Source organism: Paractinoplanes brasiliensis (assembly GCF_004362215.1).
GTDB classification, from domain to species: domain Bacteria; phylum Actinomycetota; class Actinomycetes; order Mycobacteriales; family Micromonosporaceae; genus Actinoplanes; species Actinoplanes brasiliensis.
On record NZ_SNWR01000001.1, the window covers coordinates 2,047,162 to 2,062,646 of the forward strand.

Below are 15,485 nucleotides of genomic sequence, written 5' to 3' on the forward strand. Positions count from 1 at the left end.
CACGCCCCCCGTTAGGGTTCCGCCATGGCTCTGGTCCGTACCGTCACCGACGCCGGGGTGGCCACCCTGACCCTGGACTCCCCGGCGAACCGCAACGCCCTTTCCACTCCCCTGATGCGCGAGCTGCTCGACTCCTTGAGCGAGGCGCTCACCGACACCTCCGTACGCGTGGTCGTCCTCTCCCACACCGGCAAGGTCTTCTGCTCGGGCGCCGACCTCAAGGAGACCGCCGAGGCCCGCGCCAACGGTCGTGTCCCGGCCGAGATGATCGCCGACGTGCTCGCCGCGCTCTGGGAGTTTCCCAAGCCGATCGTCGCGCGGATAGCCGGCCCGGCCCGCGCGGGCGGTCTCGGCCTGATCGCGGCCGCCGACATCGCCGTCTGCGCTCGCGAGGCCACGTTCGCCTTCTCCGAGGTACGCCTGGGCGTGATCCCGGCCGTGATCAGCGCGACCGTCCTGCCCCGGCTGTCCCCCCGCGCCGCCGCCGAGCTCTACCTCACCGGCGACGTCTTCGACGGTTCCCGCGCGGCCGAGATCGGGCTGGTCAGCGCGGCCGTGCCGGCGGAAGACCTGGACGACACCGTACGCCGGTACTGCGACAGCCTCGTGCTGGGCGGCCCGCTGGCCCTGGCCGGAACGAAACAACTTCTTCGCCGTACGCCGATCCGGGGCGAGCTGGCCGAGCTGGCCCGGCGCTCGGCTGGTTACTTCCGTTCCGCCGAGGGCCGCGAGGGCATGACGGCGCTGCGCGAGAAGCGGCCCGCGAACTGGGTTCCGGCCGCCCCGGCATCGGACGGGTGACGCGGATCGGGTGACTTCGTTGACTACTCTTGTCGCCTGAACGAACAAAGCTTGGGGGTGTGAGTGCGCAAGTCACCGGTCGTGGTCCTCGCGATCGTCGCGCTCATCGGTGCGCTCGGCGTCTTCGCCGTCGTCAACACCTTCTCCGACGGCCTCAAACTGCCCAAGATCGGCCCGGAGTGCACGGTGCGTGCCGACGGCGAGGTCACGCTCGACTACGTGCAGATGGCCAACGCCGCGACGATCACCGCGGTCGGCCTGCGCCGGGGCATGCCCGAGCGGGCCGTCGTGATCGCGCTGGCCACGGCGTTCCAGGAGTCGAAGCTGGAGAACCTCGACGACGGCGACCGCGACTCGGTCGGGCTCTTCCAGCAACGCCCCAGCCAGGGCTGGGGCACGATCGAGCAGATCAAGGACCCGCGGTACGCGGCGAACAAGTTCTACGCGTCGCTCAAGAAGGTCAAGGGTTACGAAAAGATGCGGGTCACCGACGCCGCGCAGAAGGTGCAGCGCTCGGCCTACCCCAACGCGTACGAGAAATGGGCCGACGAGTCGGCGGTGCTGGCCCGGGCCCTCACCGGCCGCGCGACCGGCGCCGTGGAGTGCAGTGTGAGCGGCGCCCCGGTGCTGCGCGGGGCCGAGGCGGCGGCCGCGCTCATGGACGGCCTGCGGCTCGACTGGGGCAAGGGCCTGCCCAAGGACGCGACGGCGAAGCAGGACGGCGGCCTCACGGTCAAGGTGGCCTCGGCGAGCTCGGGCTGGCGCTACGCCCACTGGCTGGTGGCGCACGCCTCGGCCACGGGTCTCGAACGGGTACGTTTCGGCGACCTCGAGTGGCACGCCCCGAACGGCAAGTGGCAGGCGGTAACCGCGGAAAGTGCGGCCGGAGCGGGCCGGGTCGTCGCCGAAGTGTTCAACTGACGTCCCGTTTCCGGCCCGCCGCCGAAACTTCCGGACACCCGACCGATCACAGAAAGTCATGACGGACGAATCGGGTACGCAGTTGCGTAGCGTATACATCGACGTGGACAGACAGCTACCGCCCTGGTACTAAGTAGGACGTGTCAAGGGCGATCGAGTGGATACTCCTGGGTGCCGGCAGCTGTACGGCGATCATCGTGGGCCTGCGCCGGCATCGCCCCGCACGGGTCATGCCGTGGCTGCTGCTGGCGGGCGCGATCGCCGCCCTGGCGATAGGTGACGTTTTCTTCGCATTTGACGAGATGGCCGTCGCGACCGGGTTCTACCTCGCGATGTTCGTGCTCGTCGCGGGCGCGTTACTGCAGTTCACCCAGGGTGGCTCGGTCATCGTCGACCGGGCCCGGCTGATCGACATGCTGGCCTTCGCCTGCGCCGCGCTGCTCGTGGTGTGGGTGTTCGTGATCGGCGACAACACCTTCCTGGGCGAGGTCTCGCCGTCCGACGTGATCGGCTCGCTGCTGCTCATCGCCGTCGCGGCCCGGCTCACCCTGGCCGTGCCGCGCAACGTCTCGGCGATGCTGCTGCTGGTCGGCTCGATCGGGTTGCTGAGCGGTGACGTGCTGTACCCGTTGTTCCCCGGTGAGGCCGCCGAAACAGGGTTCCGTGTGCTCTACGTGACCTGGGGCCTGGCCGCGCTCCACCCGTCCATGGTCCGCTTGACCCAGCCGATGACCCCGCGCACCACCGGCTGGCACGGTCGCTGGGCAGCCCTGCTCGGCGCGTCGGTCGCCACCCCGCCGGCAGTCCTGCTGATCGAGGCGTTGCAGGGCGAGGTCAACGACGGCGTCCCGATCGCCATCGCCGGCGCCATCACCCTGACCCTCACCATCACCCGCCTGGCCGACTCGGCCACCCTCAACAGCCGCGCCCTGGCTCGTGAACGAGGCCTCCGCGGCGCCAGCACAGCCCTGGTCTCCGCGGCCGACGTCTCCGCCGTCGACGAGGCCCTCCGCAACGCCGTGGCCGCCCTGCTGCCCCGTGACGCCGTCCGCCGTGTGGTCTTCGCCCCCGACGACCGCCACCTGGCCGCCGAGCACCTCCCCCCACCCCCGCCCGGCCGCCGCCGCACCTGGTGGGTCGACAACGGCGACACCTCAGCCGTCGAGCCGTCCGCCCCGCTCCCCGGCGCCTCGCTTCCCACCGCCGACGGCCCGGGTCACCCCTCGGCAGACGCCGTCGCCAAGCCGGACAGCGCCACGCCTCCCCGTCCCAGCCGCACTCGGCTGACGCACCGCCTGCGCGAGTGGCTCCGAACGAGTTCCGCCGCGGGCACCGGCGAGCAGGCCACGCTCGTCTGCCCGCTCTGGCTCGAGCCGCTGGCCGTGGCCCGCCCGAGCGGCGGCGCGCTGGTGCTGACCGGCCGCCGGGACGCCCTCTCCGCCGCCCACGACGCCCTCGAAGTGCTCGCCGGGCAGGCCGCCATGGCCCTCGACCGGATCAGCCTGGTCGAGGCGGTCGGCCGCCGTGACAGCGACCTCTATCTGCGCACCGTCATCAGCAACACCGCCGACCTGATGCTGGTGCTCGACGAGGACCAGCGCATCCGGTACGCCAGCCCGGCCCTGCACGAGCTGCTCGGCGACGACGAACTCTCCCCCCTGGCCACCCTCGAAGACCTGGTGCACCCCGACGACCGCGGCCAGATCCGCCGCGCCTTCACCACCGGCGGCGACGGCACCATGTTCTGCGCCCTCCGCCGCCCCGACCACAGCCAGGTCCTGGTCGAAGCCACCTACCGCGACCTGCGTGGCGACCGCCTGGTGCAGGGTTTCGTCGTAACGATGCGCAACGCGGCCGAGCCCCGGAACACCCTCGACAACACCCCCCACCGCGAACAGCTCGACCTGCTCCCAGCGTGGATCAATCGCCGCAGCGCCCAGCACAAGTTCCGCTACTGACCCCAGAACACCAGCGGACGACCGCTCAGCTCAGCCACCCGGGCCGCCCGACGCTCACTCACTCGACCGCCGACCGCCGACCGCCGACCGCCGACCATCGCCGGCGCCCCGCATGCCCGCGCCCCGCAAGGCCGCCTGCCCGCTCGCCGCGCCCGCCTGCCGCGCCCGCCTGCCGCGCCCGCCTGCCCGCGCCCGCCTGCCCGCGCGCCCGCGCGGCACTCCCCGCGCCTCGCGGACCACCCGAGCCGTCCGAGCATTCGGCCCGAGGCGCCTTCCTAGGCTGCTAGGTCGCTATCGATCAAGCTTGGATGGAGAAGCTGCCGTGGGAGCGGCACCTGGGCCGTGGGCGCCGGTCCGCACCCACCACCCCCGCTACGACATCCGCCTTTCACCTTTGATTCGAGTGATCGCGAAAGGAAGAAAACGGTTCGAGTAATCGGGCCAACGAATGAACCAGCATCGGGCATCACCGGCCGGACACGGCGAAGCGCCGGACCATGCGGTCCGGCGCTTCGAAGGTTCAGCGATCGTCGATCGCCCGCGGTCAGCGGTGGATGCGGCGACGGCTGCCGTAGCCGGCGACCAGGGCCACACCGATCGCGGCCAGCACGACCTGGAACAGCAGCTCGATCCAGTCGACACCGCGGGTGTCGGCGACGCCGGTGGCGCGGGCCAGGACGGTGCCGAGCAGCGCCGCGACGACACCGATGACCAGGGTCAGCCAGACCGGGATGTTCTGCTTGCCCGGTACGACCAGGCGGCCCAGGGCGCCGATGATGAGACCGACGATGAGGGCGGTGATGATGCCGGTGACAGTCATTGGGGTTCCTCTCGGGGGTGAAGCAGGTGTTGCGTCCGTCGAGCCCCAGAGTTCCCGAGTGGTCGAAAACCCAAACCGCCTATTTTTTGTTTGCTCCCTTGGTGTCCGGACCGTCAGATGTTGACAGCGCGGCGATAAAAGCCTCCTGTGGCACCTCGACCCGCCCGACCATCTTCATCCGCTTCTTGCCCTCTTTCTGCTTCTCGAGCAGCTTGCGCTTCCGGCTGATGTCACCGCCGTAGCACTTGGCGAGCACGTCCTTGCGGATGGCGCGGATGGTCTCGCGCGCGATGATGCGGCTGCCGATCGCTGCCTGGATCGGCACCTCGAACTGCTGCCTGGGGATGAGTTTCTGCAGCTTCGAGGCGATGTTGACCCCGTACGAGTACGCCTTGTCCTTGTGCACGATCGCGCTGAACGCGTCGACCGGCTCGCCGTGCAGCAGGATGTCGACCTTGACCAGGTCGGCGACCTGCTCGCCGGAGGGCTCGTAGTCGAGGGACGCGTACCCCTTGGTCTTGCTCTTCAGCTGGTCGAAGAAGTCGAAGATGATCTCGGCGAGGGGCAGCGTGTAGCGCAGTTCCACCCGCTCGGACGAGAGGTATTCCATGCCGAGCAGGCTGCCGCGACGGCTCTGGCAGAGTTCCATGACCGCGCCGACGTAGTCGTTGGGCACCAGCACGGTGGCCCGCACGACCGGCTCGTGGATCTCGGCGATCTTCCCGTCGGGGAACTCGCTGGGGTTCGTGACGACCCGTTCCTGGGCGTCCTCGGTGTAGACGCGGTAGACCACGTTGGGCGCCGTCGAGATGAGGTCGAGGCCGAACTCGCGTTCCAGCCGCTCGCCGATGATCTCGAGGTGGAGCAGGCCGAGGTAGCCGACGCGGAAGCCGAAGCCGAGCGCGGCCGACGTCTCGGGCTCGTAGGTGAGCGCGGCGTCGTTGAGTTTGAGCTTGTCGAGCGCGTCGCGCAGCGCCGGGTAGTCGGATCCGTCGATCGGGTAGAGCCCCGAGTAGACCATCGGTTTCGGGTCCTTGTAGCCGCCGAGCGCCTCCTTGGCCGGCCGGGCGTTGCCGGTGACGGTGTCACCGACGCGGGACTGCCGGACGTCCTTGACCCCGGTGATCAGATAGCCGACCTCGCCGACGCCGAGCGCGCCGGCCTTTTCCATCTCGGGCGAGACCACGCCGATTTCGAGCAGCTCGTGGACGGCGCCGGTCGACATCATCTTGATGCGGTCGCGCGCCTCGATCCGGCCGTCGATGACCCGGACGTACGTGACCACGCCGCGGTACACGTCGTAGACGGAGTCGAAGATCATCGCGCGGGCGGGGGCGTCGGCGTCACCGACCGGCGGCTGGAACTGGCGGACGATCTCGTCGAGCAGGTGGCCGACGCCGACGCCGGTCTTGCCGGAGACGCGCAGCACGTCCTCGGGCTCGACCCCGATCAGCTTGGCCAGTTCCTCGGCGTACTTCTCCGGCTGCGCGGCGGGCAGGTCGATCTTGTTGAGCACCGGGATGATGTGGAGGTCGTTCTCCATCGCCAGGTACAGGTTGGCCAGCGTCTGCGCCTCGATGCCCTGCGCGGCGTCGACCAGCAGGATGGCGCCCTCGCAGGCGGCGAGGGAGCGGGAGACCTCGTACGTGAAGTCGACGTGACCGGGGGTGTCGATCATGTTGAGAACGGCGGTCTCGCCCTGCTGCCCGCCCTCGCGAACAGTCCAGGGCATCCGGACGGCCTGCGACTTGATCGTGATGCCGCGTTCCCGCTCGATGTCCATCCGGTCGAGGTATTGCGCACGCATCTGACGCGGGTCGACCACCCCGGTGATCTGCAGCATGCGGTCAGCCAGCGTCGACTTGCCGTGGTCGATGTGGGCGATGATGCAGAAGTTGCGGATGCGACCGGGGTCGGTGGCGCCGATCACGTTCACGCCGGGGTCGAGCGGTCCAGGCACGATCTTCCGTTCTTGTCAGGATTGGAGGAGGCCGGCAGTGCCACCGGCAGCATCTATCGTCCCACGCCCGCGGCAAGCCCCGGCTGACACCCGCTCAGCCCTTTTCGAACGGCCGCAGACCGGCCCCGAGGGAGCACCGCGGCAGGGACCCGGCGGACACCGCTCAGACCCGCTCGAGCGGCGCGTGCGGGCCCGGCGGCAACTCGGCGGTGATCGGGTCGCCCGGCCGCACCGGCCCGCCCCGCAGAACGACCGTCATGATGCCGCCCTTGCGCACCACATTGCCCTCGTCGTCCTGACCGACCAGCTCTTTGAGCAGGCCGGGTCGCAGTCCGTTGATCTGGGCGCACGGGTTTCGCAGGCCCGCCACGACAAGCGCCGGACGCGGGTCGAGGCCCGTCTCGCGCTCGACCGCCGCCCGCACCGCCGCAGCCGCCCGCGCGGTGGGCTCATCGAGCGTCGCTGCCTCGGCCGCCGCAAGCACCGCATCGAGCACACCACCGTGGGCAGCCCCACCATCGTCGGGGCCGCTACCGCCGCCGGCGCTGTCACCCGAAGCGCCGCTCTCGACACCGCCGCCCGGCACGCCACCGCCGGCAGTGTCGCCGCTGTGGGCGCTCGGGGGCCCGAAGCGCAGCACCGTGCCCACCGGCAACCCGAGCAGATCGATCCCCCGCGTCGTCACGTTCTCACCCAGGTTGCCCGGGCGTACCTCGTAACCCTTGGTCGCGACCTCGTCGAACAGCTCCTCGTGGATCAGGTGGACCTGCCGCAGATTGGGCTGGGCCGGATCGACCCGCACGCGTGACCGGTGCCGCACGTGCACCCCGGAGTGCGAGTCACCCTCAATGCCCAGGCCCGCCACCAGCACGATCTGGTCGTGGACCGGCTTGGTGAACGAATACTGCTCGTTGCGGCTGACCGACGTCACCGAACCCTGCGAAGTCTGCATGCCCGGAAGTCTCACCGGCGCCACTCCCCCGTATCGACCGAATTTCCCACCGCGGCGTCGTCACTCGGGCGGGGCCAGGAACAACGCGGACAGCTTGGGGAGGCGGCGCTGTATCTCCTCCTCGTTGTCGAAATCCCACAGCTCGGCCGCCTCGGGCCGGGTCACCGGGCGCTCGCCCTCGGGCATCGGCGACCCGGTGGCCCGCGCGTAGGCCTCGGCCGCGATCGACAGCACCTCTTCGGCCTCGAAGACGGCGCCGGTCTCGGCCGCGGCCCGCACGACCGGCACGTCGGCCAGCGAGTCGGGTGATTTCACCGAGCGGGCCACCGCGTCGCGCCCGTGGGCGATCAGCCAGCCGCGGAAGCTGTCGAAGCCTTCCTCACCGCAGCCACCGTTGATCAGATAGGCCGCGGCCCACAGATCCTGCGTGCCGGAGGCCACCATGACCTTGTCGAGATGCCGCCCCCAGGCCACGATCTCGTCCGGATCGCGGGTGGCCAGGTCGGCCGCGGCGCGTTCGGCCACATCGGCGGGTGAGGCAGGCCGGTCGGCGGTCGCGCGGCTGATGACCGCCCAGAAGTCGTCGGTTCTCATGGCGACGATCCTGCCAGTGGGGTGCGACAAAACCCGGAAGGGCAGGATGGGGGCGTGCGGTCCATCTCGCTTCCCGACGTGCCGTACGGCGCCACCGCCGTACGCCCGGATTGGTCGGATTTGCCGGAGGGCGTGCGCCGAGCCGTCTCGTCCCGCCTGGGCGCGCCGGTGGTGGAGGCACGCAGCGCCGGCGGCGGCTTCACCCGGGCCTTCGCGGCGCTCGTCACCACGTCGTCCGGTTTGACCGGTTTCGTCAAGGCGGCGCCGCTGCCCGACCCGACCTCGGACTGGTACGCCCGGGAGGCGTACATCACGTCCCGTCTGCCGCCCGAGGTGGCCGCGCCCCGGCCGCTCTGGACGATGGTCGAATCGGACTACTTCGTCCTCTGCCTGGAACCGGTCAACGGGCACGTGCCCGCGTTGCCGTGGTCGCCGCCGGAGCTGGATGCGGCCCTGGAAGCCTGGTCGTCCGCGGCGCAGGCCCTGGCCACCCCCAGCCGTGAGCTGCTCGAGGCCGGGGTGCCCGCGCTCCCCGACATCCTGCGCCGCGAGTTCTCCTGGTGGAGCGAGATCGCCGCCGGCCGCGAGCCGATGCCCCGCACGGCCCACGGCACCGTCGCCCCGACCCGCCTGGCCCACCTCGCCCGGCTCGAGCAGCAGCTGCCCGAGCTGGTCGCCGGGGAGGCGCTCATGCACGGCGACCTTCGGGTGGACAACGTCCTGATCGACCGGTCGGGGCGGGCCCGCCTCTGCGACTGGACCTGGCCGGCCCGCGGCGCCGCGTGGTTCGACACGGTGACGCTGCTGGTCACCGCGTTTGCGAGCGGGCTCGACGCGGACGCGTACCTGGACGGCTGGAACGCCCCGGCCGAGGGCGTCGACGGGGCGCTCGCCGCGATGGCCGGGTATTGGCTGGTACGCGCGGACGGCGGGCCCAGCAGCGCGTCGCCGCACAGCCGGCAGCATCAGCGGTTCAGCGGGGAACAGGCGCTGGCGTGGCTGGCCGACCGGCGCGGGTGGTGACTCGGGCCGTTTTGGCGGGCCCGGGGGCGTGCTGGTAGTCTGGTTCATCGCGTGTGGTGAGGACCTTTCCGGTGAGAGCCGGCGTGGTGACCATCCCACTGAGACCATTTTCCGAACACCTAGTCAGGACAAGGCTGTCGCGTGGCGAACATCAAGTCCCAGATCAAGCGCAACCGGCAGAACGAGAAGGCCCGGCTGCGCAACAAGTCGGTCAAGTCGTCGCTGAAGACCGTGATTCGCAAGCTCAACGAGGCGAGCGAGGCCGGCGACGTGCAGACCGCGACGACGCTGCTGCGTGACGCCTCTCGTCAGCTGGACAAGGCCGCGAGCAAGGGCGTCATCCACAAGAACCAGGCGGCGAACCGCAAGTCGGCCATCGCCAAGCGGGTCTCCTCGCTGTCTGCCTGACCGTTCCGCAGTCACACCCCGGGCATCGCCGGACCCTCAGTGGTCCGCCGCGGTGCCCGGTGTTGTTGTGTCGTGCCGAAGAAGTCACACGCCAAGAAGCCGCACGCAGGGCGTGTGCCCGCGTGCGGCATCAGAATCGATCAACTGCGGGACCGCGTACGGCTTGACGCCGCCCCGCCCGTGGAACCGCTATTCGTAGCGACGCGTCGCCGACTGACGGATCCACTGCTGCTGGGCCTCGGCCCGCTCCACCCACGGCCGTTTGATCGGCGCCCCGCGCTCCCGGCTCACCATGCCGGGCAGACGCCTGGTCGCCTCGTCGGCTGGCCGCCGGTCTGCCCGTGGCGCCGACGCGTGCTCGACCAGCGGACGCGCCACAGCCGGCGCCCTGACCGGAACCGGCGTCGCGGCCGGTGTCAGCGAACCGGCGATCAGATCGTTGAGCTTGACCATGATGGCCACCGTGACCGGCAGCACGATCACGCCCCACCAGCTCACGAGCTCGGCCAGCGCCAGCAGGATGCCCAGCGCGACCGCGCCTTCGAAGAACACGAAGCAGAGGAACCCGCTGGGCGTCAGGAACTTGAGGCGCAGCACGCGGGCGTACAACGGCCGATGGGGGCTCATCGCGCCCCGCCCGAGCGGCGAGCGGCTGCCACCGCGAAAACGGCCTGTTCCAACGCATAGCCACGATCCTCGGCGCCGCCCTTGACGGCGGCGTTGCACTCGGCCGCAGCACGCATGGCGTCGACCAGGCCCTCGGGCGTCCACCCACGGCTGCGTTCCTGGGCACGTTGGATCTTCCACGCGGGCATTCCGAGCGAGCCGGCCATTTGATACGGGTTCCCCCGTCCGGCCGAGGCGACCTTCGCCACCGTACGCACCCCGTCCGCGATCGCGTCGGCGATGGGCACCGGGTCGACGCCGACGTGCAGCGCCCACCGCAGCGCCTCGAGCGCCGCAGGCACGTCGCCGATCATCGCCGCGTCGGCCACCGTGAACCCGCTGACCTCGGCCCGGCCCTTGTAGTACCGCGCGACGACGGTCTCGGTGATCTTGCCGTCGGTGTCGGCGAGCAGTTGCGAGCAGGCGGCGGCGATCTCACGGAGGTCGTTGCCGACCGAGGCCAGCAACGCCGACGCGGCCGCCTCGTCGCACTTGCCCCCGTGGCGGCGGAACTCGTCGCGCACGAAGGCGATCCGCTCGCGGTCGCCCTTGAGCTTGACCGCGGGAACGACTGTGGCGCCGGCCGAGCGGAGACCGTCGGCCAGGGCTTTGCCCTTGGCCCCGCCCAGGTGGGTGACGATCAAAGAGACGTCCGGGTCGGGGTTTTTCGCGTACGCCAGCAGGGCCGTGATCAGGTCTTTCTTGGCATCCTGCCCGCTGCGGAGGACCAGAACGCGCCGGCCGCCGAAAAGTGACGGGCTCAGCATCTCGGCGATCTCACCCGGCAGCAGGGTGCCCGCTTCGTACTCCCGGACGTCGGCGCCGGGCTCGGCGGCCCGCGCGGCATCGACCGCGGCCGTGACCGCGCGCGCGACGAGCAACTCCTCATCGCCTTGGACGAGCAGCAACGGGGCGGGAGGCGCGGTGTTCACGCCCAACATCGTTGCACGAAGGCCTGACGTTTCCGCGAGCCTCACTCCTTAGCGCAGACTCGTGGATCAGGAAACGCGAAAGCAGACATATCGGCGCGCGGCCATGCTCGGGATGGCTGATCAAGGCTCGATCAGGCTGGATGACCGCTCGGCCGGACAATCCGGGCTGATCACCCATCGACCGGCATGGCCCGCGGCCGGGACTGCCTGAACGGCTTACCCCGGGCGTGTCGGGAGTTCCGCGGGCAACATCGACCCGATCCAGGCGTCCACCCGCTCGCCCCGACGATCGTCTCGCGTTCCATCCGGGCATTGTGCGTCACGGCGCCGGCGGATCCCCGCGCGCGACGACCGCCAGCCCGCGATCCGTGGCCACCGCGGCCAGGTCACCCGACTGATCCGTACGCAGAACTCGCGCCCCGCCCTGGGCCAGGCGCGCCAGCAGCGGCCCGTTCGGGTGCCCGTAGTCGTTGTCCGCGCCGACCGACACCAGCGCCACCGTGGGCCGGATCTCGTCCAGGAACCGCGTCGACTGGAAGGCGGAGCCGTGGTGCGCGACCTTCACCACATCCGCCCGCACCGCCTCGGGGCCCAGGCGCGCGATCATGTCCTCCTGCTCCTCGGTCTCGGCGTCGCCGGGCAACAGCACCGTCCGGCCGTCCACCTCGGCCCGCAGCACCAGGGAGTTGTTGTTGGGGTCGGAGTTCGTGCCCCGCATCGGCTCGACGGGCCCCAGCACCTCCAACCGCACATTCCCGACCCCGTACGCCCACCCTGGCCCCACCGCGTGCACAGGTACTCGCCCGGCAGCCGCCGCGACAGCGGCCCGGCCCTCGGGCGGCTCCGGCCAGTCCGGCCCGATGACCGCGCGCACGTCCCGCCCCCGGAAGACACCCGTCACACCCCCGATGTGGTCGGCGTGGAAGTGGCTGACCACGAACAGCACCACCTGCCGGATCCCGAGCCGCCGCAGGCAGTGGTCGACGGCGTTCGGCTCCGGCCCGGCGTCGACAACGATCGCGCGGCCGGCCCCCGCGGGCAGAACGAGCGCGTCGCCCTGGCCCACCGCGCACGCCACGACCAGCCAGCCCGCCGGGGGCCAGCCCGAGGCGATCAGCCGTACGGGCAGAGCGCCGAGCACACCGCCGAGCGCAATCACCGTCACGAGCCTGCGAATGAGCGGCCGCCGGGCCGCGACGAGCAGGCCCACGGTGACCACCGCCAGCAGGAGCGCACCGGTGAGGCCGCCCGGCCACGGCAGCGCGCCGGCGGGCACCCGAGCGCCGTAGGTCGCCACCAGCACCAGCCACTGCGCCGGCCAGTGCCCGAGCCACGCCGCGAACTCGGCGCCCGCCGGCCACACCGGCGAGACGACCGCCGCGGTGACCCCGAGCAGGGTCGCCGGAGCGATCGCCGGCACGGCCAGTAGGTTGGCGGGTACGGCCACGATGCTGATCGTCCCGGACAGCCCCGCCACGACGGGTCCGCACACCACCTGCGCCGCCGCCGGCACCGCGAGCGCCTCGGCCAGGCCGGGCGGCCAGCCACGGGCCCGCAACGCGTCCCGCCACACCGGCGCGAGCAGCAGCAGGCCCGAGGTGGCCAGCACCGACAGCGCGAACCCCACGTCCGAGGCCAGTTCCGGGTCGGCCAGGATCAGCACGGCCACCCCGGCCGCCAACGCCGGCAGGGCCGCCCGCCGCCGCCCCGACGCCAGCGCGATCAGCCCGATCGCCCCCATGGCCGCGGCCCGCACCACGCTGGGCGAGGGCCGGGCCAGGATGACGAACCCCACCAACGCCACCGCACAGACCACCGCGGTGATCACCGGTCCGGCCCTGGTCCGCCGGACAGCGAACAACACCACACCAAGGACAATCGCAACATTCGCGCCGGAAACGGCGTTCAGGTGCGTCATGCCGGTAGCCCGGAAGTCCTCCTCCAGCGCCGGGTCCAGGCGGCTGGTGTCCCCCACGATCAGCCCCGGCAGCAGTCCTCCCGGCAGATCGGGCAACGGCTCACAGGCCCGTTGCAGCCCGGCCCGAAGCGCTCCCGCCGCCCGCTGCGCCCACGACGGCCGCCCGACCGCCTCAGGCGCCTTGCGCACCGACGCCACCACGGCCCGCAGGTCCCCACCCCGGGGCGGCAGGAGCTTGCCCTCGGCCCGGACCCGCTGCCCCGGCAACAGCCCCCGCCACCCCGGATCGCTGCCCAGCACCAAGGCCCGAGCCGACAACCGCAGCGAGACCCCGTCCTCGCCCCGCACACTCCGGAGGTCAACAGCCACGATGTACGTCGGCGGTCTCCCGGCCGACGACTTCAGGGCCTGCGGATCGTCCCGGACAACCAGCTCCATCCGTACCGGTTCCCCCGCCCGGACCAGCTCGACCAGCGGCCCAGCCTCCCGGACACTCACCCGCGCCGCAGTGGCAACCGCCCCGCACGCCACCCCGAGCAGAACGGCCGGCCCCAACCACCGCCCGGCCGACACCCACCGGCGGCCACCACCGCGCACACCATCCGACGCCCCGCTTCGTGCGGCGCCGGCGCCCACCCCGCGCACCAGAGCGTTGGGACCACCCGGCGCCATCAGGCCGCGGAGCGATATGTGAGCGCTACCGGGCACGCGCGTCGCAACCCCACCACGGCCGACAAGGAAAGCCGGCAGAGCGCACAGGACGACAGCCGCCGCTCCGAGCAGAACACCGCCACGCGCCGAGAGGTAGAGCGAGGCCAGGGCCGACATCCACACCGCGAGGGCGAACCCGGCCAACCGCAGATCGGGAGCGGCTCCCGAGTCTCGGCCGCTGAGCGGCCGCGCCGCCGGCTGATCGCCACCCGGCTCAGCCCGGACAGGCGGTCGCGCACCCTGGGACGGCTCGGACCGCACCCGTGGCCGACGGCTCACGCCCGGATCGTCCCGAACAGGCGATCGGTGGTTCAGGGGCGGCTCGACGCGGCGGGTGCTGATGGCAGTACCTTCTTTCGTCATCGGGAGCCTCCGAGGAACGCTTTGGGTGCTTGTCCCTCGAGGACTGACATGAGACGGCGTCCTCGGAGGTGACCGGTGGAGGTCTGACGCCTTCGAGGATGTTGTCCCGTGAGGACTGGTCCATCAGCACGACGCCGCGCCTCCACCGCACCTGACCTGCGAGTTGGAAGGAGGTTGCCGTGCTGGGAGTCGGTCTGGACTGGGCCGAGGACCACCATGACGTCGCGTTGGGCGTGCCGGGCAAGGGGGTAATCGAACAGTTCCGCATCGACCACGGCCCCGAAGGGGTGGCCCGGCTGGTCGCCCGCTGCCTGGCCCTGGAAACCGACCCGGCCGAGGTCCGGGTCGTGCTGGAAACCCGGCACGGGCTGCTGGTCGAGGCCCTGCTCGATGCCGGGTTCACCGTGCTGCCGGTCAACCCGGACCTGGTCGCCCGCCGCCGCGGCCCGGCCAAGAAGAAAGACGACGCCGAAGACGCACGGATCTGCTGCCTGCTGGCCCTCGACCCCTTTGTCGAGCTGCGCAAACTGATCCCGCACGGCGAGCTCGGCGCGGAGCTGCGGGCCATTGCTCGTGACGACGACCGGGCCGCCCGCGACGAACGGCGCCTGGGTAACCGGCTGCGCGCCGACCTGCTCGCGGTGTTCCCCGCCGCGATCGACATCGCCGACGGCGACCTGGGCGCGGCAGTGTTCCTGCGCCTGCTCGAGCGCTGGCCCAGCCACACCGAGCTGGCCGCCGCCGGCCGTGACGCCGTCGAAGCCCTGGCCCGCGCCAACCGGCACGGCTGGCCCGACCGGTTCGCCGAACGGGTCATAGCTGCCCTGAACAGCCCGCGGCTTGCGGTGCGCCCGGAGCTGGCCCGGGCGAAGGCCGGCAGCATCCGGCTGGCCGCCGCGCAACTGTTGCTGCTGCGCGAGCAACGCCGGGTCTGGCAGCGGCGGATGGGTGAGCTGCTTCTGGGAAGCCCGCGTGTCGGCCGGGCGAAGCAGCCGAAGGAGCCCCGGCCGGGGAACGCGTTCCCTGGCGGCGAGATCTACCTGAGCATGCCTGGCCTGGGTGATCGTCTCGCCGCCAGGGTCGCCGGTGAAATCGGCGAACACGTCGAGCAGTTCACCACACCCAACGCCCTGCAATGCTATGCCGGGACCGCCCCGGTCACGAGACGCTCCGGACGCAGCGAGTTCGTCATCGCCCGCCGCCTGGCCTACAACCGCTACCTCGGCAACGCCGTACATCAATGGGCCTTCTGCAGCCTGCAGCAATCCGGCTGGGCCCGCGCCTTCTACGACGCCAAGATCGCCAAAGGCAAGAGTCACAACGCTGCCCTGCGTGCCCTCGGCAACCGCTGGCTGGAGATCCTCTGGCACTGCCTGCGCCTGAACGTGCGCTACGACGAAGCCGTCCATACCGCCCACCGCACCCACGCCCTCAAACAGGCTGCTTGAGGTTGACAGA

The 15,485-nt window shown here is 71.2% G+C and carries 13 protein-coding genes; 6 read left to right on the plus strand and 7 right to left on the minus strand.

Features of this window, described 5'->3' with window-relative positions:
• The first annotated feature begins 24 nt into the window (after nucleotides 1-24).
• The 3 genes from C8E87_RS08910 (at nucleotide 25) to C8E87_RS08920 (ending at nucleotide 3,680) form a co-directional block, all read left to right on the plus strand.
• Nucleotides 25-801: an enoyl-CoA hydratase-related protein gene (locus C8E87_RS08910; protein ID WP_133872645.1), complete on the plus strand. Its 777-nt coding sequence runs from the start codon at nucleotides 25-27 to the stop codon at nucleotides 799-801.
• 63 nt (nucleotides 802-864) lie between these two features.
• Nucleotides 865-1,722, plus strand: a complete 858-nt coding sequence (locus tag C8E87_RS08915; RefSeq protein WP_133872646.1) for a hypothetical protein — start codon at nucleotides 865-867, stop codon at nucleotides 1,720-1,722.
• A gap of 140 nt (nucleotides 1,723-1,862) precedes the next feature.
• Complete coding sequence (locus C8E87_RS08920) at nucleotides 1,863-3,680, plus strand: PAS domain-containing protein (protein ID WP_239080509.1); 1,818 nt, start codon at nucleotides 1,863-1,865, stop codon at nucleotides 3,678-3,680.
• Nucleotides 3,681-4,224: 544 nt separating this feature from the next.
• On the opposite strand, the gene C8E87_RS08925 is transcribed toward C8E87_RS08920, so the two are convergent.
• The 4 genes from C8E87_RS08925 to C8E87_RS08940 all read right to left on the minus strand — a co-directional run bounded on the left by C8E87_RS08925 (nucleotide 4,225) and on the right by C8E87_RS08940 (nucleotide 8,006).
• Complete coding sequence (locus tag C8E87_RS08925) at nucleotides 4,225-4,500, minus strand: GlsB/YeaQ/YmgE family stress response membrane protein (protein WP_133872647.1); 276 nt, start codon at nucleotides 4,498-4,500, stop codon at nucleotides 4,225-4,227.
• Nucleotides 4,501-4,579: 79 nt separating this feature from the next.
• Entirely contained in the window at nucleotides 4,580-6,460 is a 1,881-nt protein-coding gene (gene lepA / locus C8E87_RS08930) for a translation elongation factor 4 (protein WP_133872648.1), read from the minus strand.
• A gap of 163 nt (nucleotides 6,461-6,623) precedes the next feature.
• Entirely contained in the window at nucleotides 6,624-7,412 is a 789-nt protein-coding gene (locus C8E87_RS08935; RefSeq protein ID WP_133872649.1) for an MOSC domain-containing protein, read from the minus strand.
• Nucleotides 7,413-7,472: 60 nt separating this feature from the next.
• A complete protein-coding gene (locus tag C8E87_RS08940; RefSeq protein WP_133872650.1) occupies nucleotides 7,473-8,006 on the minus strand; it encodes a DUF4240 domain-containing protein in 534 nt (177 codons plus the stop codon).
• A gap of 54 nt (nucleotides 8,007-8,060) precedes the next feature.
• Between C8E87_RS08940 and C8E87_RS08945 the strand changes: the two genes are divergently transcribed.
• Entirely contained in the window at nucleotides 8,061-9,029 is a 969-nt protein-coding gene (locus tag C8E87_RS08945) for a phosphotransferase family protein (protein WP_133872651.1), read from the plus strand.
• A 141-nt stretch (nucleotides 9,030-9,170) separates the two neighbouring features.
• On the plus strand, nucleotides 9,171-9,437 hold the full coding sequence (gene rpsT / locus C8E87_RS08950; protein WP_133872652.1) for a 30S ribosomal protein S20: 267 nt from the start codon (nucleotides 9,171-9,173) through the stop codon (nucleotides 9,435-9,437).
• A gap of 189 nt (nucleotides 9,438-9,626) precedes the next feature.
• Here rpsT and C8E87_RS45410 read toward each other — a convergent pair whose 3' ends face one another.
• From C8E87_RS45410 to C8E87_RS08965, 3 genes are all read right to left on the minus strand, one after another.
• A complete protein-coding gene (locus C8E87_RS45410; RefSeq protein ID WP_239080510.1) occupies nucleotides 9,627-10,064 on the minus strand; it encodes a hypothetical protein in 438 nt (145 codons plus the stop codon).
• Nucleotides 10,061-11,044 carry a DNA polymerase III subunit delta gene (gene holA / locus C8E87_RS08960; protein WP_133872653.1) on the minus strand — a complete coding sequence of 328 codons (984 nt, stop codon included), beginning with the start codon at nucleotides 11,042-11,044 and terminating at the stop codon, nucleotides 10,061-10,063. The genes C8E87_RS45410 and holA overlap by 4 nt, the downstream gene beginning before the upstream one ends.
• Nucleotides 11,045-11,354: 310 nt before the next feature.
• The gene (locus C8E87_RS08965; RefSeq protein ID WP_133876717.1) at nucleotides 11,355-13,781 is read right to left on the minus strand and encodes a ComEC/Rec2 family competence protein; all 2,427 of its coding nucleotides are present in this window, start codon (nucleotides 13,779-13,781) and stop codon (nucleotides 11,355-11,357) included.
• A gap of 425 nt (nucleotides 13,782-14,206) precedes the next feature.
• Between C8E87_RS08965 and C8E87_RS08970 the strand changes: the two genes are divergently transcribed.
• Nucleotides 14,207-15,475 carry an IS110 family transposase gene (locus C8E87_RS08970; protein ID WP_133872118.1) on the plus strand — a complete coding sequence of 423 codons (1,269 nt, stop codon included), beginning with the start codon at nucleotides 14,207-14,209 and terminating at the stop codon, nucleotides 15,473-15,475.
• The last annotated feature ends 10 nt before the right edge of the window (nucleotides 15,476-15,485 follow it).